Source organism: Peribacillus sp. Bi134, from assembly GCF_918698065.1.
Taxonomy (GTDB): Bacteria; Bacillota; Bacilli; order Bacillales; family DSM-1321; genus Peribacillus.
Map to the genome: position 1 here is coordinate 551,109 of NZ_CAKKLN010000003.1, position 26,015 is coordinate 577,123.

The following is a 26,015-nucleotide window of genomic DNA, read 5'->3' on the forward strand; positions in this document are numbered from 1 at the left end:
TTCATTAATTTTCACTAATCCACTTTGTTGGTAGTTTAAGTGTAAAATAACTAACCGCTCTTTATCAATCAAAAGGCCCCTCTCGATTGAGAAGGGCCTTTTATGGGTTGCACTTAATCTTCAAGCTCCTTTTTCTTCTTCAAGAGTTGGAGATATTCCCTATCCAATTCCTCTTTTTCCTCTTCCTTCACAACACTGGATAGTTTCCCAAGTGTCTCGATGATTTGCACTTCAATCATAAGAAGTTCAGCCTGTTTATCTTGATGATCACCCTTGCGTGTGGCCGTTTTTGTTGCTTCCTGATTGATAGCACTTACTCTCGAAGGTTCATCTTCAAATGAAAGTGAATGCGTTGCAAGCGATTGGATCAATGAACGATCATGAGTCACAAAAACGATGGTTCCTGGATATGCTTTTAACACTTCGGTTAAAGCCTCTTTAGTATGAATATCCAGGTAATTTGTAGGTTCATCCAGAACCAGTACATTATAATTTCCCAAAAAAACTTTAGCTAGGGAAGCCCTGACTCTTTCCCCACCGCTTAAAAGTGATACTTGTTTGTGAACGTCATTTCCTTTAAAAGCTAATCGTGATAATAGCGTACGAATAAAAGCCTGATTGTAGGGACTGTACTCCAATATATTTTCAAGAACCGTTTTACTTTCATTCAAATTTTCTTGTTGTTGTGCAAAAAATCCAATCTTTGCCGGCTTTGCGACATATAAATCTGGGTGCCTTTCCACTATCTTTTTCAGTAATGTCGATTTTCCTGAACCATTTTGACCATTGATGGCGAGTCTGCAAGCTAGTTGGACGTCTCCAAAAATATGTTGCTTCAGCATCCTTGATCCAACTTTCAGGGAACAGCCATTAAATCGAATGACCCTTTTGCTATGCAAAGATGGAAATTCTGAAATATCAAAGATGATAGGGGGATCCTCCCTCGGTTTTTCTTTTTTTGCTAATTTTTCAATCCTAGTTTCAATCGCTTCAGCAGAACGGTTCAATTTCGCCTTCTGTTTCCCGGCGCTGCGTTTATGGAGCCTTGCTTCTGAATTACCCATTCGTTTAGGGGCTTTCCTAATTGAATCAGATTTGGCTTGGAGGTTTTGTGCAGCCTGTTTCAACCGGTTCTTTTCGCGGGTATACTCTTCATATTGCTTATTTTCCTTTTCTGTTTTTGCTTGCTTTTGTTTGATATACGCTTCGTAATTCCCTTCATATACCGTTACCTTGCCTTGCTCAACTTCCCATATTGTTGTACACAGATGATTCAAGAATGCTTTATCATGTGAAGTAAGCAAAATAGCGCCATTAAAAGATTTTAAATCCTTTTCCAATTGTTCAATTCCGAATATATCCAAATGGCTGGTAGGTTCATCCGCAATCAATACATCCGCATTGGAAGAAAGGGCTGCGGCGATTTTTCTTCGAGTACGTTCACCGCCGCTTATGTTTTCTTGATCCTCATTGGGCAATTTCCATATGCTCGTTAATACACCGCTTATTTCTTGTTCAGTTTCTTCCATCTGCGGGATATAGCTGACTGTTCCATAGCTCTCTATATAACCGGAATCGGGTTCCCTCACGCCCGCTAGTATAGAAAGCAGGGTCGTTTTACCTTCTCCATTCCTACCAACCAAACCAACACGGTCATGACTATAAAGATGAAGTGTATCTACAGAAAGAACTTCATGGCTCCCGTAGCTTTTCTTTAAATCATTCGCTTTTAAAAATAACATGAAAAAATCCCCCTCCATTTTTCTAGAGAGAGATCGCCTGCTACTAAATTAATATACATAAACCAAATATACCTCATCTGCTTTGATAACAGAAAAAGTAGTTGTATATGAATTAGTACCTATAAACGAACAGACGTATCCCATCTCTAAACATAATCATTAAAAATCTCACATGGGTATCTAAAAAGATTCTTGTTCAAATGAAAAAGTGAATTCACTTAACTTACCGATAAAACCGGTAAGCAAACAAAGTGACGCGTTTTTCATTGAATATATCTAACCGATAACACCCATTGAAATTGATTTAGATTTACTGTTTATTTGATAAGATTACTGCTTCATTGTATAAGGTACCTATTCCTTCCAATGTAATGAATTAATGATTGCATATTATTAATATGTTTGTAAAGCAGATTTATACCCTTTTTTCTTAATTCATAAAAAGAGAAAATTAATTGGGCTCTACATGGACATGAACATCATACACTCCATGATCTGTCATCATCACTTTTTCTACATGTGTCGCTATATCATGTGCTTCTTTAATATCCAAGGTAGAATTGACAAGGATCACAACATCAATCACTTCGTTGTTACCGTAATTTCTCCCTTTAATCTCTTTTATCCCCTTGACTCCATCGACATTTGTAATTACATCCTTATATAGATGAATTTTATTTTCATCAAATCCGTCAGAAAGTTCATGTGAGGCTTGAATGAAAATATCCCAGGCTGTTTTGCATATTAATAAACCAACAATGACTGCAGTAAGGGGATCCAGCCAAGGCATGTTTAATTGGGAGCCAAAAATCCCTATAGCTGTTCCAATACTTACCCAAGCATCGGAAATATTATCTTTCGAAGCTGCCATAACGGCTTTACTGTTAATTTTCATAGCAAGCTTTTTATTATATCGGTATACAAAATACATGGCTATTGCTGATAAAACACCTACATACCCGGCAATAATGTCAGGAGATTCCTTTCCACCTTTAAGCATGGAAGCAACTGCATCTATTAAAACTTGTACACCAACAGCAAACATAATAAATGAAGCTACCATCGATGCAATCGTTTCACTTTTCCAATGACCATAACCATGATCTTTATCGGGGGGTCTTTGAGCTAGCCTTAAACCGATCAGTACGGCAATGGACGCAATAATATCAGTCGTGTTATTCAAACCATCCGCTTTCAAGGCCGCTGAGTCGCTTATGTATCCGATAGCCAGCTTCATGATCGATAGACAAATATAAGCAATTATACTGATGATTGCTCCACGTTCGCCTAATTTGAGATCATTATATTTTTGTTCTTCCATTCAACTTCCCCCCACAATTAAGTACCTGAATATCATATCAACTTAAAAATGGGTGGGTCTATAGCAACCTTTTTGTATCGCTTTATATAAGTAAGTGATATATAACTATGTTGCATAAGGCAAACTATCTGAAAAGAATGATATTGATAAACCCTGGATTATAAAACCCAACCGGGCGGTTATCACTTTGTCCGATAAATTTAAGTGTTATTTTACACATTCAACTGTAAACCCCAGATAACCTCCCTTGGAAGGTTATCTGGGGTTCTTAATCTTCTACAAATGAATCACTAAGCTATTTTTGGGAGATTCTACAACTTCTTGTAACAGATATTAGGTGATTGATTTAAGAAGTACCGTTCGATATATAGTAATAGCTGACGAATGAGTAAGTTTCATGATGTTAGTATGTCACTTGATGCGATTAGTTGCATATTTCAAGAGCCAATCTTCATGATTGCCACCAATTGTATTACTCAAAAATACCTTTTAAATTTGTCATTGTAAATTCCCCCCACTTATTGCAAGATAGCAATATTATCTTAAACTCCCCTGACCCGATAGTTCAAAAAATTAAAATTCAGCTACAAGACGCTTTGATTTTCAGCTAAGTAACCGTGTAGTTTAAAATCCATCAAGACAATAATTTCTGATTAACCATGTTTAATATCGATATTTGAAATACAGTAGCCGTGCTTATAGACCCGTCGACTTATTAAAAAGTTATAAAGTAGTTAAGAACATTGAGAGTGCAGGAAAATAAGTAATAATTAATAAGTCACAAATCATCACAATAATGAATGGTACAATTGATTGAATTAACTTGTCATATGATACATTAGCTATCCCTTTTACAATAAAAAGATCCAACCCTACAGGGGGAGTTATAAGCCCAATAGAAAGATTGACAACCATGATCAAACCAAAAAATATTGGATCAATTCCAACTCCCACAGCGATTGGTAGAAGTAAAGGCGTTAGAATAGTAATAGCGGCAGATGCGTTCAAAAAGCATCCAGCGATAAAGAAAATAATATTAAACATAACTAGTAAAATATATTTGTTTTCAGAAAAGCTTGTAACAAGCTGGGTGAGAAGTTGTGGGATTTGCTCTGCTGTTAAAAGCCAACCAAATAAGTTGGCACCTGCTATGATAAAGACAACCATCGCTGTCATTTTCCCTGCATTAAGAAATGCAATCGGAATGTCTTTCCAGTCCATATCTTTGTAGACAAATTTATTTATTATAAAAGCATACGCTGCAGCTATAGCAGCAGCTTCAGTCGGGGTGAATATCCCTCCACGAATTCCAAAAATAATAATTAGAGGTAAAACTAAAGCCAATATTCCTTCAAAAAAGGTTTTTTTGAAGGAGGCAAATTCAAATGTACCTACCTCTTCAGAATACCCATTCTTTTTTGTGAGCCAATAGTTTAACATCATTATAGATAATCCGATTAATATCCCAGGGATTATTCCTGCAGTAAATAAATCCCCAATAGAGACTCCCGCAGTTACTCCATAAACAATCATTGGTATGGAGGGTGGAATAACTACCGCAATCGTCCCCGCACTAGCAACAGTAGCAGCTGCAAAACCTTTATCATATCCTTTCTCCTCCATCATTGGAATCATCATTTTCCCAACAGCCGCTGTGTCAGCTGCCCCTGAACCAGAAATCCCAGCAAAAAACATACTGGTTAGAGTAGAAACTTGCGCCAATCCAGCTCTTACCCAGCCCACGGTGGCAAATGCAAAGCCTGCTATTCTACGCCCCATGCTGCCTGACATCATGAATTCACCTGTGAGCATGAAAAAAGGAATGGCTAGTAGTGGAAATGAATCTACCGAAGTTATCAATCTTTGAGGAATTACTTCTAATGGAATATAATAGATGCTGGACATAAATCCGGCAACTGAAGCCAAAATAAGGGAAATGGCAATGGGAACGCCGATAATCATTAAGAAGAATAATACAAAAAGGACGATAATAGCTACTGTCATTAATACTCCACCTCAATTTCATATATTGGTATTTTTATGGATTTCTTCATAAACATCTTCTTTTATTACATTTTTAATCGATACCAATCCAAGTAAATGAACCGAAGAGTGAATCAGACAGGTCAAGGAACAGATGAGGACAGCTCCGTAAATAAAAGTCATATTTATTCCTAACGACGGTGAAATTTGTTGACTAGTAAACTTCAATATACTCCATCCATATACAATTAAAAATAGAAACAGGAACGAATTTACTATTTCAATAAACGCCAATAACTTATTTTTAAAAATTTCAGGTAAATAATGATGTAATATTTCCACTTGTGCGTGGCCCTTGCTCTTGTAAACTATCCCAATTCCTAAAAAGACAATCCAAACAAACAAATATCGAATGAGCTCTTCGATCCAGGTTAAATTAAATATAGAAAAGTCGACCATAGGAAGAGCCTTTTTCAGCATCATACTCTGTAAAATAAAACGTGAAAACACTTGATAAACTGTTGACAAAAAGGCAATGATAAAGAAAAAAATTAGGAAGAAACGACTTATTTGATTAATTTTCCCACTCAAATTCCCCATAAATACTTTCAATATAAATCCCCCTAACTTTATTTAAGGCTCTCAACTTTCAAATACAAGTCTTTGCCTAAAGAAGACTCAAATTCCTTATAAACAGGTTTAACTGCCTCCCTAAAAGACTCTAAATCTGGGTTTTCTTCAATTTGAATTTCGCTTTTTCTTAACTCTCCCAATATCTTTTTTTCATCCTTTATCGATACTTTTCTCTCATATTGGATAGCCTCTTGTGAAGATTCTTTTACGATTTCTTGAAGATCCAGGGGTAAAGTATCAAACGTGGTTTTACTCATGATAAAAACAGCTGCATCATAATTATGAGAAGTCAATGTTAGATATTTTTGAACTTCATTCAATTTATTCAAATAAATTTGTGCGAGTGGATTCTCCTGCCCGTCCACAACCTTTTGTTCTAATGCGGTATAAAGTTCCCCAAATGGTACAGGTACTGGATTAGAATCGAGAGCTTTAATAAAAGAAAGATATGGTGGGGATTCCTGAACTCTTAGTTTTAAATTGGAGGCATCTTTACTTGTTTTTATTGGCTTTTTATTGTTTGTCATATGTCTCCAACCATTTTCCATATAACCTAAATTGATTAAACCTCTATTTTCCAAATCGGCAGCAATTTCTTTTCCAATCTCCCCATCTAAAACTCTGAAAGCATGTTCACGACTTTCAAATAAATAAGGTAAATTAAGTAGATTAAACTTAGGTGCAAAGTTTGTAACAGGAGCTACTGAACCAATGTGGAAATGAATGGACCCTATTTGAGCTCCTTCAATCTGATCCCTTCCATTTCCTAATTGACTACTAGGAAAAATGTCAACTTTTATTCTCCCTTCAGATCTTTTTTCTACTTCCTCTTTGAACTTTAAGGCACCTTTGTGATAAGGGTGAACCTCAGTCTGTAAATGTCCTAACCTTAACACATATTCGGCACCTTTCTCCTTACTTGTTACAGCATTGGAGCAACCACCAAGAATGAAAATTAAAACAATAAGAATGGAAGCATATCTCTTCATGTAACATCCTCCTAACATTTTGTAAGCCCTTTCATTAATAAGGTTGATTTGCCTAATTCCGTACATGTAAAACTAAAATATCATTTTATGTCTAAGTTGTTCAGTCACCCAACCACTAAACTCATTTTATTGAAAATTTCCAAAAAAATCAATAACTTTTTAATTATTTATTGAATATTCAAAAAACATTACAGTTTTCACAAAACAAAAATCAATTAAAGTCAGTATTTTTAAAATATTTAACTTTTAATTTTAAAATTTCGTTGATAAAGATTGCAGAAAATGATTTAATTAAATTATTGGTTGGGTCACTGAGCCACATTGTTGCTAAATTCCAATTTAAAGTTAAAGGAGGATAAAATTTGAGTAGCTTAGCAAGGGGAAAAATAAATGAAAAGTCTATACCCCCTCCTAGTCCTAACCCCAAACCTTATTTAAAATATATAGGTTTTATAAAGGGACTTTTATTAACAGCTGCAATAGCCTTTATCGCTGGGATTGTTATAAAGATTCCCATTTTTTCGGTAATGGGGAGCATGATTATATCGATCATTTTGGGTATGGCATGGAAAGCAACAATAGATGTTCCACAAGGTTCAACAACTGGGATAACATTTAGCAGTAAAATATTACTGCGTGCAGGAATTATTTTGATGGGTTTAAGGTTAGATTTACAACAGATTATTTCAGCAGGCTTTTCCATAGTTTTGATTGATGTAATAGTAATTTCTTTTACACTGGGTTTTATGTTGTATTTAGGAAAACTGCTTTCTATTGACCGACATTTATCAGCCCTAATCGCAGTCGGAACTGCAGTATGTGGAGCAGCAGCCATTGTCGCTATCGCACCATTAATAGGAGCTAAGAAAGAAACGACGGCCATATCTGTTGCCTTTATCGCAATTCTAGGAACAGTAGTAACGATTGTATACACTTTTATATACCCTGTCCTTGATTTAAGTAGTTATAAATATGGTGTATTAGCTGGCTCAACTCTACATGAGTTAGCTCATGTAATTGCCGCTGCAGCTCCAGGTGGAGATGCAAGCAGTGATACAGCGATTCTTGTAAAGCTAGGGCGAGTAACCCTTCTAATTCCTGTAGCGATCATTTTCGGAATTTTTTTCAAAAAAAGTCACCCTGTAAATATTAAGAAAAGAGGTTTGAAGGAATTACCCATACCTTGGTTCATTTTTGGCTTTTTAGCAATGTGTATTTTGAATACATGGGGGGTTTTTTCAGAGTCCATTACAGAAGTATTAATTACATTAAGTATTTATCTATTATCCATGGCTATGGCTGGTCTTGGTTTAAGTGTCAACTTCAAAGAGTTTAAAAAGTTGAATCGCAATGTTTTGCTAACAGGCTCAATTGGCTCTCTTGCCTTAATAATTTTAGGATTTTTTCTTACCAAAATTTAATATAGGTATGAGTTGGGAACAATTCAGCTTGCAGATGATTCTTTAACAAAGAGATTTCTGCGAGCATTTTTTATATCACAACGATAAATTAATGCGTTTTCAATAATGCGAGCCGAAATATGGATTGCTTACTATATAAGGTCATGTTTAAATAAAATAAAGGTTGGGTCATGGAATCTCTTTAAATGTCCACCTTTATATAGGCAAATACTGTCTGTATCAAAAAAGATAGGAGAGATATACAATGATCGTCAACAGAAAAGGGGTCTCGGAACAGGTTGCAGATAATATAAAAAAAAGAATTCAAGATGGGGTATATAAAGAAGGTGAAAAAATCCTAGGTGAAAGAGATATGGCCTTAGAACTTCAAGTAAGTAGAAACACGGTTAGAGAAGCTTATAAAATTCTTGAAGCTTATGGGTACTTGACTGTCAAACATGGCACAGGTGTTTTTATTTCTTCACCAGAATATCAAATACAAAAAATGACAGAAGCTTTTTTTGTATCTTCCGATCAGATAAAAGATTTTTTTTCAGTTCGAAAAGTTTTAGAAGAATCCACAGTAAAGTGGTCCATTGAAAACTCTGATTTAGAACAAGTTAATCAATTAGATCGAATTATTAATGAAGCAAAAGAGATCGCAAAAACTAACACAAACTTTGACAGGTTAGCAGAATTGGACCATAAATTCCACTTAACTCTGGCCAATAACTCTAAAAATATGGTACTTATTAGGATTATGCATTTTCTCATCGACTTATTGTCTGAATCTCGAATGAAAACGATTCAAATCCCAGGACGTGCTATACAATCCGTACAGGAACATAGCAAAATTCTTGAAGCCATTAAACAAAAAGATATCGTATTGGCACAAAGGTACATGAAAGAGCATTTAGAAAGTGTTGAGAAATCTATTACCGAGAACAATTAATTTATTTAAAAGGCTGTTCATTATAAGACACTTGATCATTGTTATTATGACATGCACGTCATTAATAGCAAGGTAAAAGGTTTTATATGAACAGCCTTTATATTATTAAGTCAGAAGGTCTGTTTTCATGGGGCATGGAAAAGGGATGTCAAACTGTTCACCCAATCTAACCAGTTCTCCTAAAACACTGTCCGGCAATTGAATTCCTTCTTTTAAACTATTTAGAGCCTCCTGTCTTCTTCGTTCCCCAGGATATCGTATCTCACTACTTTCCAGAGCTTTAGGAACCGCTTTCATTTCTTTTAATAGCATGTTAATAGATAGAAAAAATACATCAAGGTCAATAAATTTCTCAATATCCAATAAAATAAAAAAGTGCCCGACATTTGCAGGTTCAATCTCTTTTTCATCATATAAATTTTTTACTTTTGGCCCAAAAGCAGCCCCTGATAGTACACCTGTCAAAATTTCTACAGCTAAGGCTAAAGCCGCTCCTTTAGCTCCGCCCAGAGGTAATACCGACCCCTCAAGAGCAGCTTCGGCGCTAGTAGTCGGCTGACCTTCTCTATCTATTGCCCAGCCTTCAGGTATTTCCTTTCCTTGGTTAGCAGCTAAGATAATTTTTCCCCTTGCTACTATACTCGTAGATAAATCAATGATTACCGGCTTATCATCATCTGTGGGAAATCCAAAAGCGATAGGGTTCGTACCAAAGAATGCTTTTTTTCCTCCCCAAGGCGCAATGCCTGGAGGTGAATTAGTAAATCCGATACATACTAAATTTTGCTCTGCCGCTAATTTACAAAAATATGAAGCTGTACCAAAATGATTACTATTTTTAATAGCGATGGCAGCTGTACCTGTACTTTTAGCCATTTCAATACCTTTTAAAATAGAATGGTAACTGATTACGTGCCCGAGACCATTGTCTCCATCAACCACCAATACAGAAGGGCTTTTTTCTTGAAGTTGAATATTAGGTGATATATTTATTCTGTTATCTAAAAATCTTTTAGAATAAATTGGAAGTCTACTAATACCATGGCTGTCTACCCCTTCCATATTCGCTGTAACTAATGAATCTGCCACTACACCAGAATCCAATTTTGACATTCCCATTTTCCCCAATAGTTCTTCACAAAAACTCTTTAACGCTGATTCATTATACCTTTTCACTAAGATCCTCCTCTGAAATCGACTTTTATTTATCTCAATCTTCTAAAAAGAATCTCCCTACTAGAAATGTGTAGGGAGACTACTTTAAGTTATGCACTTCTATATAGTTTTGTCATTACAAACTCTTTATGTCCAAGTGCTTCTGCACTTGTCAGTCGTCCATTCACAGTTCTGCAAATCATTTCCATCAATTGGTCACCCGCTTCTTCAAGTGAAATTTGGCGAGATAGTAAACCTTGTACATCTACATCAATATGTTCACTCATGGTACCTGCCGTAATTGGATTTGCTGTGATTTTCACTACTGGTTCAACTGGGTTACCAATAATATTTCCTTGCCCGGTTGGGAAAAGATGAAGGACAGCTCCGCCAGCGGCCATTAGAGTAATACATTCAGCTGCTGCTGATGAAGTATCCATGAAATATAATCCATTTCCATTCTCAGGGCTTTCAGCTGGTTCAAGTACTCCTATTATTTGCTTTGTTCCAGTTTTAGCAATATTGCCAAGGGCTTTTTCCTCGATTGTGGATAGGCCGCCAGCGATATTTCCTTGTGTTGGCTGTGAGCCTAGAAGATCTACACCTTTTGATTCAATTTCCCCTACGTAATCTTCATAAACGGATGTGAACTTTTCTTTCAATTCAGGAGTGGCCATACGATTATAAATGATGTGCTCTCCTCCAGTTAGCTCCGATGTTTCACCGAAGAATACTGTAGCTCCGGCATCCACAAGGCGATCAACCGCTTGTGAAACTGTTGGACAAGATCCTAATCCTGTTGTGGTATCTGACTCACCGCATTTGATACTGATAGTCAAATCTTTTAATTCAACTGGTACTCTTTGAAGCTCTGAAGCCCACTGTGAATACTCTTTGGCTTTCCAAGAAGCTTTACGAATAGTCTCTAAATCTCCATTACCTTCTATAGAAAAGTATGATACAGGCTTTCCTGTTTCAGCAATACCATCTGCGATTTTCTTAGACCAATTTTCTTCGATACCAATTACTATAACTGCTGCAACATTTGGATTAGATCCGATTCCAATCATTGTTCTAAAATGCAGGTCCAAATCCGGACCATACTGCAATCTTCCATAAGCATGTGGAAGAGCTAAAGTTCCTTGAATTTGTTTTGCTACTGCTTCACAAGCTGCATTCGAAATGTCGTCTACAGGTAGAAGAATTACATGATTACGAACGCCTACTTTACCGTTTTCTCTTCGATATCCATAAATTTGTTGTTCCATCTTTACCACCTCGCCGTTTTAATATTGTGTGTATGGACGTAATCGCCCACCACCCATGATTTCGTTGTTAGACCAATTTGAACACCATATTTTAGTACAGGTTCCGCTGCATTTAGATTAACAAGAGAGATTTTGTGCCCTAAAGGGATATCATCTAGGGATTCAACTTCCACTGCCGTATTATCATCCATATAGATACCAACTACTTTCTCCCCTTTTTGAATCGGGGTTGTAGCCACACCTACATGATCACCTTGGTGGTGAATTAGAAATTTGTGAGTGGATAACAATGGTTGAGCTTCAAGATTATTTTTCACGGGTGTTTCCGTATGACTATTCTTGCTCATTAATTTTCCTCCTTTATATTGGTATGGTGACCCAACCAATATTTATATTCTTATTTAACCACCAATAAATTGTATAGTCAATAACATTTTTAAATTTTCTGAATATTGTCTTTGTTTTTTCTCTTTAAAAATTTTATTCATGCATCAAACAATGCATAAGGACACTTTTCCACTCAATACTTTAATTATTTCTTTTGCCACTAATGAAGAAGTACGGATTTGAGATTCATTAGTTAGACCGGCGATGTGTGGTGTGATAAAAGCATTATTACAATCAAGTAGAGGGTGTCTAAGATCAAGAGGTTCTACTTCAAGAACATCTAAAAAAGCACCGGAAATCATGTTGTGATTCAATGCTTCTGCAAGAGCATTTTCATCTATGATTCCTCCTCGGGCAGTATTAATAATATAAGAGGTTGGCTTCATTAATTTCAGCTCATTTTGTCCAATCAAAGAATAAGTTTGAGATGTCAATGGCACATGGAGTGAAACAAAATCTGATTTAGACAATACATCATTAAGCAATGATTTGATTTCAACACCTGTCTCAGATAAAATATGGTCATATTCAGTCACAAACGGATCATAGCCTATTACATTCATTCCAAAAGCTTTAGCCCTTTTTGACACCCGATGAGAAATCTCACCCAAACCAACTAAACCAATTGTTTTCTGATACAACTCCCCGCAAGTATACTTTTTTCTGTTCCAATTTCCTTCTCTTACATCTAACTCAGCTAAATGAAGAGGTCTCTGAACGTTTAACATTGCAGTAATAACGTATTCAGCCACAGATGTTGCATTGGCATGTTTTGCATAAACAACTTTTATGTTTTTTTCTTTAGCTATTTTTAAATCTATATTATCCAGGCCCACACCAAGTCTACCTACTGCTTTTAAATTAATTCCCGAATTCAATAAATCATGATCTACTTTTGTTTGATTTCTTACAATTACAGCATCGAAACGAGGAATAATCTCAAGTAATTGTTCCCTCTTACTCCATAAGGTTTCATCATATTCAATCTCAAAACCTTGGTCCTCCAGTTCCTTTATTCCTTCTTCCCAAATGAGTTCTGTAATTAATATTTTCATAACTAACCCCTCTCTTATATGTGTTCCAAAAGCATATATATTAATATCTTAAATATCTCTTAATTTTTTGATCTTATTACTACAAAAAACTCTTTTGAATAGTAAGATAGAAAACAAACAACCTTATAATATGGCTGCCCATTTAAACGACAGCTTCGCTCCCCTTTCGTCTCCTTACGATTTTGACTCTACTTTTTTTTGAAATGTCTGATATACGGCTGCAGCATCTTTGTTTCCTAAATCCATATTTTGTGCTTCTTGAAGATGAACCAATGCCAATTTACTAAACTGGGCAGTATAATTTATTGTTTCTGCCATCTTTACACCAAGACGTACATCTTTTTCGGCTAAATCCACAGAAAACATTGGTGTATAATCATTTTGCAAAATTAACGGCCCTCTCAAATTTAATTGGGCTGAATTTGCCCCAGTATCATGCAATAACTCTTTGAATTGTGATGGATCGATTCCTGCTTGGATAGCCAATTGAAACCCCTCACTCATTACTGATAAATTTGCCATTCCCACCATATTACTAATTAGTTTAAAAGCCGTTGATTGTTCAACATCTCCCAAGTACGACACAGGTCGCCCAATTTTTTCTAACATTTCTTTGTGACAGTTAAAAACAACTTCTTTGCCCCCAGCAAAAATGGGTTCTGTACCTTCTTCCGCTTGAGCAGGCCCCTTGCCTAGAGGACAGGCTAAATATTCCACACTATATTTTTCTGCCTCATCCGCGATCACTCTCGCCGTATCAGGGTCGATGGTACTAACGTCAATCAGTACAGCCCCCGGTTTCATCGCTTGAAGAAGTTTATCGTTTTCAATTAACAATTCAAGTAAATGTTTTGGCAAAGGCAAACTTGTAAAAACTAAATCTGCATTAGAAGCTATTTCAATCGGAGAAGCAGCACTTCTCCCCCCTAATTTCATCACTGCTCGTACAGCTTCAGGGTTAATATCGTATAACATTAATTTGTAACCTGAACGAATAAGATTCTTTGCAAGTCCGCTCCCCATTTTACCTAGTCCAATAAACCCAATTTCCATATCATTTTCCCCCTTAAAATTTAATTGAAATATATTTAGTCTCAAGATATTCTTCTACGCCCTGATGTCCACCTTCTCTTCCTAGGCCACTTTGTTTCACTCCTCCAAAAGGTGCTTGAACCACAGTTGGTGTGGCATCATTCACGCCAACTATTCCATACTCTAATTTTTCAGCTACCCTGATGCTTCTTCCTAAATCATTTGTGTAAAAATATGCTGCGAGTCCATAATCTGTTTTATTTGCCGCCTCAATCACTTCTTCTTCTGACTCAAAAGTATAAATTGGTGCTACTGGACCGAAAGTTTCTTCATAAGAAATCTCCATATCGGGGGAGGCATTTGATATAAGTGTAGGTTCAAAAAATAATTCATTAGCATTCCTACGCTTTCCGCCAGTTAAGAGGACCCCTCCTTTTTCCAAAGCATCTTCCACTTGATACTCCACTTTTTTGATGGCTTCTTCATCTACAAGTGGTCCTACTTCTGTTGATTCCTCAATGCCATCCCCAATTTTTAGACTATTCACTTTTTCAGTTAACAGAATTTCAAATCGATCTTTTACTGATTTTTGCACATAGAGACGATTTAAACAGATACAAGTCTGACCACTATTTCTATATTTACTTATAATAACTCCTTCAGCTGCTTCCTCAAGGTTTGCATCTTCAAAAACAATAAATGGAGCATGACCTCCCAATTCCATTGATACCTTCTTAACTTGCTGAGATGAATCTCCAATAAGCTTTTTCCCAACAGCAGTTGATCCAGTAAATGTGATTTTTTTGATAGCTGGATTTTCCATCATTTCATTTCCGATATGTTTAGAGCTTCCAATGACTAAATTGAGTACACCTTTCGGAAATTTAACTTGTTCAATCAGTTCAAAAAGACGAATAGCACTGCTAGGAGTTTTACTGGCTGGCTTTACAACAAATGTACAACCTGCAGCCAATGCTGGTCCCAGTTTTCTTGTTAACATCGAAACAGGAAAATTCCATGGAGTGATTGCTGCTACTGGTCCAATGGGTTGTTTTAATACCTGCAAGCGTTTGGATGGACTTGATGAAGGAATGCTTTCACCGTATATTCGTTTTCCTTCTTCCGCATTCCATAATAAGTATTCTGCCGCTAACTCAATTTCTCCCCTAGCTTCTTTAATCGGCTTACCCATTTCAAGTGTGATCAATTTAGCTAAACTTTCTTTTTCTTTAAGCATTAATTCATATAATTTCGTTAGATAAACTGCACGTTCTTTAGCAGTTAATACAGCCCATTTTGGGAAAGCGTCATTCGCCGCCTTAATTGCCTTCCTAGTTTCTTCGGTAGATCCGTAAGCAACTGTTGCTACAACTTTATTAGTAGCAGGATTCAAAACATCGTACGTTTTACCAGAAAAAGCTTCTGTCCACTCGCCATTGATAAAAAGTTTTTTTGCTTTAGTTTTTATAATATTGTTCAAGATTTTCCGCCCCTTTAATCAAAATAATAGAATTTTAAAATAATTATTACTTTAAAATCTTAATTTCATCTACTATATGAACTTCATTTTTAAGTTTTTCAATTTCAGAAATATCTTTTTTAAATGTCTCTTTTGCAAAGAGAGTAGCTATCAAAGAAATAAGGGAAGCACATACTAAGAAAAGTGAAATGTATAAAACTCCGCCTTCCCATAGCAACAAAGATGAAGCAATAAGAGGAGTAAACCCTCCAATAATACCTGATACTTGATATACGAATGACAAGCCACTATATCGTACATGGGTACCAAACATTTCTGTAAAGAATACCGATTGGATACTAAATAAAGCTGTTGTACCAAGAACATAACCCAGAGTGATAGCTAGATAAATGATAACCGCAACCCCTGAGTTGACTAAGGAGAAAAAAGGGAATGCAAAGAGTACCAAAAAGGATGTCCCAAATAGATATACAGGCTTCCTACCTATCCGATCAGATAAAGCACCAAATAAAGGTGAAACGACTACTGCAACGGCTGATGCTACAAATACTCCAGTTAATGCAACATTGCTTGAAAGTCCTAATTGTGTGTTAACATAAGAGATGACAAAAACGTTGAACAAATTAAAACTTACGGTTTCACCTATCCTTGCCCCAAATGCAATTAAAATACTTTTCGGATATGCTCTAAACAATTCGACTATTGGCAGTTTTACTTCCTTACCAGTCTCTTTTAGTTCTTGAAAAGCAGGAGTCTCCTTTACGCTAAATCGTATAAAAGTACCTACACCCAAAAGAATAATGCTTATTATGAAAGGAATCCGCCATCCCCAAGCTAAAAATTGTGCTTCAGGTAATAAAGTTACTAATGTAAAAGTACCGGAGGCTAACAACAAACCTAGGGGAGTAGCGGATTGTAATAATGCTCCCCAAAACCCTCTTTGCTTTCTTGGGGCATGTTCTATCATTAACAAGGAAGCTCCTCCATACTCTCCTCCGAGCGCAAACCCCTGAAATAGACGCAGAGCTACTAACAAGATTGGCGCCCATACTCCGATTGAATCATACGTTGGTAATAAACCTATTGCAAATGTAGAGCCGCCCATCAATAAAAGGGTAATTACGAGAATAGATTTCCTTCCGACTTTATCGCCAAAGTGCCCAAACACTAGTCCTCCAAGAGGCCTTGCTAAGAAACCTATTGCAAATGATGCAAAAGCGGCAATAGTACCAACTGTTGGATCTAAATCGGGGAAAAATAACTTGTTTAACACAATTGCCGAAGCAGTCCCATAAAGGAAGAAGTCGTACCATTCCATCAACGCACCCACAAAGCTAGCACCTGCTACCCTCTTCATCGAGGTTTCATTATTACTCATCACATCATTCTCCTTATACTATTGATGTTTACTCCCTCTCACTTTTAAAGCGCTTACAAATGCACTAAGAAAACTAATCACTATATCAATCATTAAACAGTAATATCTAGATCAGCTTCCACCCCCCTCTATTGGTTGGGTGACCCAACCAATAATAATATTAAAACACATTTTCTCTTTTAGAGCAATATAATTTCTAAATATTCACACTTTTCACCCTAAAGAGTCACAATACCTTCAAACTAAAAAACCACTTTCTAATTTAACAAAGAATTTTAGATTTCAATTATTTTTCTATAGAACCCTTATATAAAAAAATAGATTCCTAAATTTGTTAATCACTTAAAGTTAAACGATTAACCTTATTTATAAAAAAATAACAAAAAAAATCGGATAATTCAATACAAATATTTCATTTTCTAGAAAATGTTATATGAAATAATTGTATTTTATGATCATTTCGTTGTTTTCCCAAAAAAAATATGATAAATTATTAATTGATAATTGCCCATGAAGAAAAACGATTAACTTTGCTACAGATGGTAGGGAGATTAAATGAAAATAACAATAAAAGATATAGCAAGAGAAGCTGGGGTTTCTACTGCTACAGTGTCCCATGTAATTAATGGGACAAAGAATATCTCGGAAGGTAAGACTAAACTAATCAAAGGAATAATTGATAAATATAATTATGTTCCTGATATCAGAGCGAAGAACTTACGCAATCTAAAGACTAAAACAGCTGGTTTAGTTGTCTCCTCATTTCCGGACTCTCATGTATCAGGCATTGTGAATGGAGTAGGAAAACGAGCTCGGGAATTAGGCTATCAGATGCTTTTTATCAACACAATTGAAGATCAAGAATACGAGAAAGAAACCATTAAACTTCTCAGCTCCCATATGGTAGATGGGATTATTATCACTCCTTCTAAGATGGACACACAATATTTAAAAAAGTACATAGAACAAAATCTTCCGATTATTCAAGTGCTTCGGTATGATCCAAATTTGCCGCTAATTCCAAGAGTGACGATGGATGATTTTCAAGCTGGGTATGATGCAACTGTTCATTTATTACAACACGGTCATCACCATATAGGGTTGATCTATGCCAAAGCAGATGTCACTTCTACTACTGGAAGAATTGAAGGCTATAAGGCTGCTTTAAAGGATTACCATTTTACTTTTAATGAAAGTTACTTAGAACTTGGAAATGCTACGGTAGAAGGCGGACTGAAAGCAACTAAATATTTAATTAATCGTGAAAAACAAATTACCTCATTATTTGTTTTAAACGACTTAATGACAGTGGGTGCTATGCAAGGGTTAACAGCACTTTCACTTAAATGTCCTGAGGATATCGCTCTAATAGGTTTTGGAGATTTTCCAGCAGCAAATATCACTAATCCTCCGATTACTAATGTTAGTATGTCTTCAGAAACAGTTGGTCAAACCGCATTTGATGTACTGTTAAATAAAATAAACAACCCTTCTTATTCCAGACACATTCAAATTCCTGCGTCACTAATGATTAGGAGATCTTGTGGTTGCTAAGTAAGATTATTATCATAAGTTATCTAGACTTCCTAAATTTAGTCTGTTAACTTTAATGTTAATAATATATTAATCGGTTCTGGTGCAAAAAAACATTTGATAGAAACATAGGACCTACATGGCTTGTTTCATCCCAGGTTATAATGCGATTCCAAAAACATCTTTCTTATGAATTTGACTTCATTTTGGACAGACTTCAGCGATTTGGTGAAGTTGTCCTTTTTTTCATCATATGCATCGAATCAATGCTACTCATTATAGAAGTGGCCTGTTTCCTATGGCTTGAATCCCACCATAGAACGAACACGCTTCTATATGAAACGATGATCTGTTCCACTTATGTTGTTAAGGTACCGCATTCGTGGTGATGCCTGAAGGCGTTAAAATCAGAACACTTTTAACAATTTAATGGCTAAAGGATACGATGGATTTTTATCAATCATAACGACACGTTGTTAAATGGAAAATGAACTTGCTCTCTCCTTTTGCAGCATCCAGACCAATAACTTGATTACTCGTATACTTACTAACCAGTACCCTTAGTCCTCCATGCAGTTTCATAGCTTGGGCTTGTTATATGAGATCTACGTCCCAACGAGCCTAAAACATGTTTCTACAAGTAGGACGATGACAGTTTATTCCACGGGATCATTCCCATATACCCGTAAGTTCTACCATGGCTACTGATATAATAAGTTCTATTTAATAAAGGTCAACCAGGAATTTTACTGGTAAACCTTATAATACGAAGCACCCGTTAGATATCTATTAAGTTTATTTTGGTAGGATTTTTACTAAGGTAAATTTGAGTTTCTGAAACAAAGAGACTTATAGTTCATGAGTCACCAATGTACAAAAAATGGTGGAATTGTAATCCAAATTCATATGTTTTCCTTCCTATCAACAACGCTTCATATTGCTGGATATCGGATAAAAAGTCTGAGACATGATCTCCTTCAAGCAATAAAAAAGATTGTTTGTATTCCCGCCCAACATAAATTGGTCGGCAATGAGTTGCATAAGGCAAACTATCTGAAAAGAATGATATTTATGAGTCACTGACAAAATCCACGGATGTCATCCCCGCAAAATAACTTAATTCAAATGAGATTCATATTGTATTTTCGAAAGTAAAACAAAATAAAGTTCCGCTTTCATTTGAATGCAAATTATATTTTATATGAAGTGTCTTAGCTATATCCTCGATTATTTTTAAGCCAAGCCCTTTACTACTATCGATATCAAAACCAACCCCATTATCCTTGATACTGACCACATTATTTTCAATAGTTATCACAAGTTTATCAGCCTTCGAATGGTTTAATACATTTTGAAAGACGTTATCGAATAACCTTTGCAGCCACAAGCCATTACTCATCCATTCCAGCTCTCCATTTAAAGGGTGATATATTAATTCAATACCATGCATGTTATACAAATAGCCCCATTTTTTAACCATCATTTCTATTAAATCGTGCATATTCACTTCGTCATTTAATATATAGGAATTATCGAGCGTATCTGTGGATTGAATATTATATTCATTTGTTAATTCGGCAATATAATTTATTTGTTGATATAGTGATTGTAATAATGGAGCTTGTTCCGTATATTGACCTTCTAAATAGAATAATTGTAATCTTACTGCAGTTAAAGGTGTATTGATGTCATGCCTTAATTTATTTAAGAGTTCCTTTTTCATTTCCTCTTGTTGCTTTAGTTCCAATTCCCGATAGGTCGTTCTTTCAATCAGTAAGTTTACCGATTTAGTTAATTCCCCGATTTCATCATTGCTATTTACCTCTAATTTATTCGGAATCTCCTCATCACTGGCTAAATTCCTGATGGTTTCATTCAATATATTTATTTTTTTTAATAGCGAGTTAATAGATTTGGAAAATAAGAAGGCTAACAATAATAGTGATAAAATAAATACTCCCAGCATTGTAGGATATGCAAAAGATTCATGAAAAGGAATGTCACTATTATTGGATCTAAAGGCCAAATCATAAATTAATGACATTAGGATACTTATCAACAGTAATATAAATGGCACGCTAATAACGGCAATAAGTAACAATAGCTGGTATTTTTTCTTTAATTTCATTTCTTTATATAGGTATTCAATCTATACCCTTCTCCATATATATTTTGGATGATTTCTCCGATGTTATCATTGATTTTTGTTCTAACTTTTTTTATATGTACATTAATGATATTTTGATTCCTATCTTCGAGCTGCCATAAATATTCAAAGAAATGTTCCTTCGTTAAAATCTGATTCCTATTTTCATATAAATAGAAAAATATTTTACGCTCTATCGCAGTAAAAACCACTTCATTATGCAAGTCATTATTGAATACCTTTTTATGTTCGGCATCAATATATAAATGTTTAATTTGTGTGAAAGTACCATATTGATTTTCCAACAATTTCTGCATTCTTAGTAATAGCTCCCTGGGATCAAAAGGCTTAGTCATATAATCCTCACCAATTGTCAAACCTTGAAGTTTGCTATCCATATCATTTCGGGCGGATAGAAAAATAACTGGAATATTTAATCCTAGACTTTTTACTTTCTTGGTAATTTGATAGCCATCATCTCCTGGCAGCATAATATCCATAATGACTAAATCCATCTCATGGATTATATCTATAATTCCTTTTCCTTCTTTCATCCAAAATACATTGTACTCTTCGCGCTGCAAAATCTTTTTCAATAAATCACCAATCATCAAATCATCTTCAACAATTAAAATATTATATCTTTTCATCACAGGACCTTTCTATATTCATTTGATAAATTCCATGGCAAGATCATATATTTCATCTGGCGCGTATAGATAAATGCTGTGCGTCCCTTTCAGTTTTATTACATCCGCTTTTAATAGTTTCCCTGCAAACTCCTCATAATCTTCATTTTTTTGTATTGTATATTTCGAATTTTTATTTTCATCGGCAACCGCATCTAAAAATAAAATGGGTGTTTCTTTTGGAATCGGCAGGTTAAAAGATTTTTTACCATTATTGTAACTTTGTATAAGCTCTTGCTCCATATCATCATTAAAAAACTGTTTATATGATAGTGCTTTATACATTTCTTTTTCATGGTCAGTCAAGAATGATTGCCGGATCACTTCGGGATTATAAACAGCTGAAGGGATAAGACGGTGCAAACCCATTTTCGTTAAAATATTCACTCCTCTTACTGTCAATGAATCAACCATGCCCATTTTATGAGTTACATATTGGTGCGGTAAACCAATATCCAAAGCAATAATTCCCTTTACTTCACTTGGGTATTTTTGTGCCCAGTAAATAGCTTCAATACCTGATAATGAGTGTGGTACCAAAATATAAGGAGGTTTATTACCACTTTCCATTAAAGATTTCCTGCTTTGTTCCAAAATTGCATCAATATCCCTATCATCATGAAAAACATCACTGTATCCATATCCCGCTCTTTCAATGACTGCAATCTTATTTTCTTTTGCAAACTTACTATATAATCCCTTCAATTCATAAACAGGAGCAGCAATCCCGGAACCGGACATAAAAACGTATGTACCCTCCCCGTTGCCCTCCGTATATACATTAATTTCTTTGTTATTAAAATCAACGGATGTTCCTACATTAATTAATGATGATTCCTTGCCCTTTTGATAATTATGGTAAATAAAAACAGCTAATACTACAAATAAGAAAATAGCAATGAAGGTAAAAAATATATTCTTTAATCCTTTCAACATTTTTCTCATATAGAAAACTCCTTTCAAGTTATATTGAAAGGATATATGTTAAAAATAAATTTCTAATTAATTTTCATTGTATTTTTCAATAAAAGAAAAATTCACCTTTTATTGTCCATTGATTTGCATTAAAAAAGCTGCGCCAGCGCAGCCCTAAGGATAAATAATATTATATGTCGGTTTAATCACACCGTTTGGGAATTGTTTCATTTCAACTAAATCTAATTTTACACTTGGCTTAACACTGCCGAAAAGAGGGATGCCTTCTCCGATTATGACTGGATTCACTTTAAGCACCAATTGATCAATGAGTTTATGTTTTAATAACGTTCCAGCCAGTTCTCCGCCCCCGCAAAGCCATAGCTTTCCGTCACTTTGCTGTTTGAGGTTTTCTATAAACGCAACGGCGTCTCCTTCGATAAGTTCTACCTCTTCATTCGATTCAAACTGAAGGGAGCTCGAGAATATATAATGTTTCAAACCCTTATACCCTGGTTCACCCGGTTTAGCTCCGAATTGAAATCCAAATTCATATGTTTTACTTCCCATCAACACCGCTTCATATTGCTGGATATCGGATAAAAAGTCCGGGACATGATCTCCTTCAAATAAGAAAAAAGAATGATTGATATCCCCTTCCAACATTGCTTGGTCGGCAATGAAATTATCAAGTGAAACGGCTACATGATATACCAATTGTGCCACTCAGCATCCCTCCAATAGAGATTACACATTTTACACGTACTTTATTTCATTAGCCTCATATGGTATCAGATAGCCATATCGATTATTCTTTTGATATGGTCTTCATTTGTTTCGACACCCACTTGAGTACATAGGTATTCATTTAGTCTGAGGAATTCTGGGATCATACGTCTCAATGTTTTAATAATTTCATTTGAATTGCGGCCACAATCCCAACTTTCCAACAGGGATAACTGCTTTCCAGCTAATTTACTTCTATTGCCCTCGATTTTTGCCCATACTCCATAGGGGACATCTATATGCTCTTCCATTTCCATATACCAACCAGACACAATCAGCCACCGTATCCTATCAAGATTGGATAGTGCATATAACATTTCTCTTCTCATAACGGCCCTGTAGGTTTCATGGACAAAAGCAAGCAGCTTTCCTCTCCAATGCTCAACTTCATCAGGTGTAGGTTTATACACTTTCTCTGCAGCTTCTTTTATAACAGGACTCATAATATTAAAAGGATCATAGATGACTTCTACCTCTTTTAACCAGATGGAGGGAACAATTTCTCCTGGTGCATGATACCAGCTATCAACTTTCACAAAGGTATTATAATGAGTGACGACATACGGTGAATAAGGATTGCAGTCTTCGTGAAATGAAACATCTCCCCAATTATTGGCTCTATCCCTTTTTCCCTTTAAAAATTCTGCTTTGCGTTTTGGAATAACAATGGTGTGCAAATCTATATCGGAGTATTGATCATCGTTTCCTTTTGCTAATGAACCAGCAATGTAAATAGCCAAAACATCAGGATCTGCCGATAAATCTTTTAATGCATTTTCCAAAAGAATATCGCGTTGTTCCGGTAAAAATGCATCTCTTTCTATATGTTTGCTAACGAATCCCGCACACAAGACCATCTCCTTTTTTTGTAAAACCGTCAAAGTAATATATATTCGTGAATCAGAATAAAATCCCTTTAGCAGAATTGCCGTGTCAGAGATATATACTGCTTTTTACCTCCTTGTTTTCTTTGCTGAGTACCTCTTTACCGGGCAACTATCCTCATTCTCGCCTATGTGGTATTATTTTGAATATTAAGTTAAAAGGAGGCATCATTTCATGTTATTTGCAAATACTCCCGAACCGCCCTATTACGCTTGTATTTTCACTTCGCAAAGAAGCGATAAGGATGCCGCAAGCTATAATTCAACCGCAGAATTCATGGATGAACTTGCCGCTCAACAAGATGGCTATTTAGGAGTCGAAAGCGTAAGAGATCAAAACGGGTTAGGAATTACCGTATCCTATTGGAAGTCCCTGGATGCCATTAGACTTTGGAAGGAAAATGCCGCTCACAAAAAGGCACAAGAAAAAGGTATGAAAGATTGGTACTCGTCATACACTACCCGAATTTGTAAGGTTGAAAGAGATTATACAAGCAAATGAGTAAACTAAGATTTATGAATATATACTTATTAAAAAGACCGCTTTACTTTTTTGGGCTTGTAAATTTGAACGTTGATTTCCATTCCAGGCACTCGCTTTCCGCGGGCGGTCCGGGAGCCTCCTCGGCGCTCTTCGCGCCTGTGGGGTCTCCCTTGGACGCGCTTTTCCCGCAGGAGTCTCGTACCTTCCATTTCAATCAACTAGATTTTTTTCACTTTAGGATGTTCATCCCAAACCATGTTAAAGACTAATTCCCATTATGGAATTTTACTGTTTTATGAAACACTTATTAAATCGGACAATTTCACCATACCCTTGAAGAGTAACTTTCAGATACCAAAGACGCTTGTGGTTAGAAATTTTTTTAAACTGAAATCAAACTAGCTTTCCATTGAGTTTGTCTTCAACATGGGACCGCTAAAATCCCCTTAAAATCGGTAATAATTCCCTCAGAAAAATCGCAAAAGAGCTTCGGGTTAATTAAAAGGAAATGCCGTTAAGGTCTTCTTTTATGAGGGAGTACATATATAAATCATCGAATTTGCCACAGGTATATTCATAATGCCTTAGCAATCCTTCTCTTCTAAACCCTTGCTTTTCCACTAGTTTTTGGGATGGGAGATTATCCGGTTCAATCAAGGCTTCAATCCTTTCCAGGTGAAAGTGACGATAACCATACATAACCACGGCTTCCAACGCTTCGCTCGCAATGCCTTTTCCCCATTGATCTTTAGTTAATTCATATCCAATTTCAGCTCGATGATGTTTGGAGACCATATTCAGAAAACCACAACTTCCTATAACCTTACCGGAATTCTTTAATGTAATTCCCCATCTGATTCCCGAACCTTCTTCGAATATAGATTCGTACCACTTAATTTCATCCCATACATCATTTACTGTCTCGAATGGGTCTAACCCCATTGACTTCACCACATCTGTATCAGATAGATATTTGAACATGTCACCCGCATCTTCTAGTGTTACTTCCCTTAATATCAATCGTTTTGTTTCAATAAGTGGAAATACCTTCTCCATCAATTTCCCTCCTCTAAATCCCCTTTTCCATATTTAACTATTTTAATCATTACCTAATTAAAGAAGATAATCAACGCATTATTGCTTAAAAATTAATGTTAATAACTAAAAGGCGTCCCTACTTTCGTAGAAACGCCTTTTTCCCGTTTTATTTAATTCCTTCATTAAATGAATTTTTTGTTTCCTTTACTGCTGAAATGATTAAAAACATGGGTCTTCGATTTTCATCTTTCATTTCAGGAACACTTTTTAATATTTCATTAGAAGGCATCGGTTCCTTTACTGCTTTAATGCTGAACAAAACAACTTAAGCACTATTAGTGTTTAAAATTCAATATGAGGCAAAAAAAAACAGCCATTAATATTGTTGTCTTTTATTTTGACAACAATAAATAGGCAGCCCTGTTTTGTTGTCCATCATTGTCCATATAGGACCCTTCCCACCCTTTGTACATAGTCTGAAAGGGTAAACAAAAAAAAGGAGGATTTCTTGAATGTATAATTATAATTACGGCGCTTATTACCCTAATAATATGTATTATTATATAGATGGTGAACGAATACCTGGTCCGGGCGGCGGTCAATGGGACGGACACGGCGGTGGTCATGGCGGTGGTCACGGCGGTGGTCATGGCGGCGGTCATGGCGGCGGTCATGGCGGCGGTCATGGCGGTGGTCATGGCGGTGGTCAATGGGACGGACACGGTGGCGGTCATGGCGGTGGTCAATGGGACGGACACGGCGGCG

General features: G+C 35.9%; 23 protein-coding genes. 5 read left to right on the forward strand and 18 right to left on the reverse strand.

The window, feature by feature from the left end; genetic code table 11:
- Positions 1-113: 113 nt before the first annotated feature.
- The 5 genes from abc-f to LQ188_RS08530 all read right to left on the reverse strand — a co-directional run bounded on the left by abc-f (position 114) and on the right by LQ188_RS08530 (position 6,668).
- On the reverse strand, positions 114-1,742 hold the full coding sequence (gene abc-f, locus LQ188_RS08510) for a ribosomal protection-like ABC-F family protein (protein WP_230176552.1): 1,629 nt from the start codon (positions 1,740-1,742) through the stop codon (positions 114-116).
- 451 nt (positions 1,743-2,193) lie between these two features.
- A complete protein-coding gene (locus LQ188_RS08515) occupies positions 2,194-3,063 on the reverse strand; it encodes a cation diffusion facilitator family transporter (RefSeq protein WP_101221616.1) in 870 nt (289 codons plus the stop codon).
- Positions 3,064-3,786: 723 nt separating this feature from the next.
- Entirely contained in the window at positions 3,787-5,067 is a 1,281-nt protein-coding gene (locus LQ188_RS08520; protein WP_095679732.1) for a TRAP transporter large permease, read from the reverse strand.
- 18 nt (positions 5,068-5,085) lie between these two features.
- Positions 5,086-5,658 carry a TRAP transporter small permease gene (locus tag LQ188_RS08525; RefSeq protein WP_230176553.1) on the reverse strand — a complete coding sequence of 191 codons (573 nt, stop codon included), beginning with the start codon at positions 5,656-5,658 and terminating at the stop codon, positions 5,086-5,088.
- 17 nt (positions 5,659-5,675) lie between these two features.
- Entirely contained in the window at positions 5,676-6,668 is a 993-nt protein-coding gene (locus LQ188_RS08530; protein WP_095679733.1) for a DctP family TRAP transporter solute-binding subunit, read from the reverse strand.
- Positions 6,669-7,030: 362 nt separating this feature from the next.
- Between LQ188_RS08530 and LQ188_RS08535 the strand changes: the two genes are divergently transcribed.
- Positions 7,031-8,089: a YeiH family protein gene (locus LQ188_RS08535; protein WP_230176554.1), complete on the forward strand. Its 1,059-nt coding sequence runs from the start codon at positions 7,031-7,033 to the stop codon at positions 8,087-8,089.
- A 244-nt stretch (positions 8,090-8,333) separates the two neighbouring features.
- Positions 8,334-9,020: a FadR/GntR family transcriptional regulator gene (locus LQ188_RS08540; RefSeq protein WP_230176555.1), complete on the forward strand. Its 687-nt coding sequence runs from the start codon at positions 8,334-8,336 to the stop codon at positions 9,018-9,020.
- Positions 9,021-9,125: 105 nt separating this feature from the next.
- Here the strand turns inward: LQ188_RS08540 and LQ188_RS08545 are convergent, their stop codons facing one another.
- From LQ188_RS08545 to LQ188_RS08575, 7 genes are all read right to left on the reverse strand, one after another.
- Positions 9,126-10,196: an Ldh family oxidoreductase gene (locus LQ188_RS08545; RefSeq protein WP_230176556.1), complete on the reverse strand. Its 1,071-nt coding sequence runs from the start codon at positions 10,194-10,196 to the stop codon at positions 9,126-9,128.
- Positions 10,197-10,285: 89 nt separating this feature from the next.
- Positions 10,286-11,443, reverse strand: coding sequence for a UxaA family hydrolase (locus LQ188_RS08550; protein ID WP_098187335.1), 1,158 nt, complete (start codon positions 11,441-11,443; stop codon positions 10,286-10,288).
- A 2-nt stretch (positions 11,444-11,445) separates the two neighbouring features.
- Complete coding sequence (locus tag LQ188_RS08555; RefSeq protein WP_098187336.1) at positions 11,446-11,790, reverse strand: UxaA family hydrolase; 345 nt, start codon at positions 11,788-11,790, stop codon at positions 11,446-11,448.
- A 144-nt stretch (positions 11,791-11,934) separates the two neighbouring features.
- The gene (locus tag LQ188_RS08560; protein ID WP_230176557.1) at positions 11,935-12,885 is read right to left on the reverse strand and encodes a hydroxyacid dehydrogenase; all 951 of its coding nucleotides are present in this window, start codon (positions 12,883-12,885) and stop codon (positions 11,935-11,937) included.
- Positions 12,886-13,059: 174 nt separating this feature from the next.
- Positions 13,060-13,938 (reverse strand): NAD(P)-dependent oxidoreductase, encoded by an 879-nt coding sequence (locus tag LQ188_RS08565; protein WP_095679740.1) that lies wholly within the window; start codon positions 13,936-13,938, stop codon positions 13,060-13,062.
- Positions 13,939-13,951: 13 nt separating this feature from the next.
- Positions 13,952-15,397: an NAD-dependent succinate-semialdehyde dehydrogenase gene (locus LQ188_RS08570; RefSeq protein ID WP_290370108.1), complete on the reverse strand. Its 1,446-nt coding sequence runs from the start codon at positions 15,395-15,397 to the stop codon at positions 13,952-13,954.
- A gap of 46 nt (positions 15,398-15,443) precedes the next feature.
- The gene (locus LQ188_RS08575) at positions 15,444-16,775 is read right to left on the reverse strand and encodes an MFS transporter (protein ID WP_095679741.1); all 1,332 of its coding nucleotides are present in this window, start codon (positions 16,773-16,775) and stop codon (positions 15,444-15,446) included.
- Between the two features lie 555 nt (positions 16,776-17,330).
- Here LQ188_RS08575 and LQ188_RS08580 point away from each other — a divergent pair.
- Positions 17,331-18,329, forward strand: a complete 999-nt coding sequence (locus LQ188_RS08580) for a LacI family DNA-binding transcriptional regulator (RefSeq protein ID WP_230176558.1) — start codon at positions 17,331-17,333, stop codon at positions 18,327-18,329.
- Between the two features lie 1,111 nt (positions 18,330-19,440).
- Here LQ188_RS08580 and LQ188_RS08585 read toward each other — a convergent pair.
- The 5 genes from LQ188_RS08585 to LQ188_RS08605 form a co-directional block, all read right to left on the reverse strand.
- Positions 19,441-20,436 (reverse strand): ATP-binding protein, encoded by a 996-nt coding sequence (locus tag LQ188_RS08585; RefSeq protein WP_230176559.1) that lies wholly within the window; start codon positions 20,434-20,436, stop codon positions 19,441-19,443.
- Positions 20,433-21,104, reverse strand: a complete 672-nt coding sequence (locus LQ188_RS08590) for a response regulator transcription factor (RefSeq protein ID WP_230176560.1) — start codon at positions 21,102-21,104, stop codon at positions 20,433-20,435. Before LQ188_RS08590 ends, LQ188_RS08585 begins: the two co-directional genes overlap by 4 nt.
- A gap of 18 nt (positions 21,105-21,122) precedes the next feature.
- Positions 21,123-22,088 (reverse strand): alpha/beta hydrolase, encoded by a 966-nt coding sequence (locus tag LQ188_RS08595; protein WP_230176561.1) that lies wholly within the window; start codon positions 22,086-22,088, stop codon positions 21,123-21,125.
- 144 nt (positions 22,089-22,232) lie between these two features.
- Positions 22,233-22,784 (reverse strand): dihydrofolate reductase family protein, encoded by a 552-nt coding sequence (locus LQ188_RS08600; protein ID WP_230176562.1) that lies wholly within the window; start codon positions 22,782-22,784, stop codon positions 22,233-22,235.
- Between the two features lie 65 nt (positions 22,785-22,849).
- Positions 22,850-23,725: an aminoglycoside 6-adenylyltransferase gene (locus LQ188_RS08605; protein ID WP_230176563.1), complete on the reverse strand. Its 876-nt coding sequence runs from the start codon at positions 23,723-23,725 to the stop codon at positions 22,850-22,852.
- 178 nt (positions 23,726-23,903) lie between these two features.
- On the opposite strand from LQ188_RS08605, the gene LQ188_RS08610 reads away from it, so the two are divergent.
- Entirely contained in the window at positions 23,904-24,230 is a 327-nt protein-coding gene (locus LQ188_RS08610; RefSeq protein ID WP_101221610.1) for an antibiotic biosynthesis monooxygenase, read from the forward strand.
- 480 nt (positions 24,231-24,710) lie between these two features.
- On the opposite strand, the gene LQ188_RS08615 is transcribed toward LQ188_RS08610, so the two are convergent.
- Positions 24,711-25,268, reverse strand: coding sequence for a GNAT family protein (locus tag LQ188_RS08615; RefSeq protein WP_230176564.1), 558 nt, complete (start codon positions 25,266-25,268; stop codon positions 24,711-24,713).
- Between the two features lie 494 nt (positions 25,269-25,762).
- On the opposite strand from LQ188_RS08615, the gene LQ188_RS08620 reads away from it, so the two are divergent.
- Positions 25,763-26,015 (forward strand): hypothetical protein (locus tag LQ188_RS08620; RefSeq protein WP_230176565.1); only part of this gene is annotated, 253 nt, incomplete at its 3' end.

Excerpts from the sequence above, each read along its gene's own strand:
- abc-f (WP_230176552.1), bottom strand. The coding sequence starts at position 1,742 with ATGTTATTTTTAAAAGCGAATGATTTAAAGAAAAGCTACGGGAGCCAT.
- LQ188_RS08515 (WP_101221616.1), bottom strand. The coding sequence starts at position 3,063 with ATGGAAGAACAAAAATATAATGATCTCAAATTAGGCGAACGTGGAGCA.
- LQ188_RS08520 (WP_095679732.1), bottom strand. The coding sequence starts at position 5,067 with ATGACAGTAGCTATTATCGTCCTTTTTGTATTATTCTTCTTAATGATT.
- LQ188_RS08530 (WP_095679733.1), bottom strand. The coding sequence starts at position 6,668 with ATGAAGAGATATGCTTCCATTCTTATTGTTTTAATTTTCATTCTTGGT.
- LQ188_RS08540 (WP_230176555.1), top strand. The coding sequence starts at position 8,334 with ATGATCGTCAACAGAAAAGGGGTCTCGGAACAGGTTGCAGATAATATA.
- LQ188_RS08550 (WP_098187335.1), bottom strand. The coding sequence starts at position 11,443 with ATGGAACAACAAATTTATGGATATCGAAGAGAAAACGGTAAAGTAGGC.
- LQ188_RS08555 (WP_098187336.1), bottom strand. The coding sequence starts at position 11,790 with ATGAGCAAGAATAGTCATACGGAAACACCCGTGAAAAATAATCTTGAA.
- LQ188_RS08560 (WP_230176557.1), bottom strand. The coding sequence starts at position 12,885 with ATGAAAATATTAATTACAGAACTCATTTGGGAAGAAGGAATAAAGGAA.
- LQ188_RS08565 (WP_095679740.1), bottom strand. The coding sequence starts at position 13,938 with ATGGAAATTGGGTTTATTGGACTAGGTAAAATGGGGAGCGGACTTGCA.
- LQ188_RS08575 (WP_095679741.1), bottom strand. The coding sequence starts at position 16,775 with ATGAGTAATAATGAAACCTCGATGAAGAGGGTAGCAGGTGCTAGCTTT.
- LQ188_RS08580 (WP_230176558.1), top strand. The coding sequence starts at position 17,331 with ATGAAAATAACAATAAAAGATATAGCAAGAGAAGCTGGGGTTTCTACT.
- LQ188_RS08585 (WP_230176559.1), bottom strand. The coding sequence starts at position 20,436 with ATGAAATTAAAGAAAAAATACCAGCTATTGTTACTTATTGCCGTTATT.
- LQ188_RS08590 (WP_230176560.1), bottom strand. The coding sequence starts at position 21,104 with ATGAAAAGATATAATATTTTAATTGTTGAAGATGATTTGATGATTGGT.
- LQ188_RS08595 (WP_230176561.1), bottom strand. The coding sequence starts at position 22,088 with ATGAGAAAAATGTTGAAAGGATTAAAGAATATATTTTTTACCTTCATT.
- LQ188_RS08610 (WP_101221610.1), top strand. The coding sequence starts at position 23,904 with ATGTTATTTGCAAATACTCCCGAACCGCCCTATTACGCTTGTATTTTC.
- LQ188_RS08615 (WP_230176564.1), bottom strand. The coding sequence starts at position 25,268 with ATGGAGAAGGTATTTCCACTTATTGAAACAAAACGATTGATATTAAGG.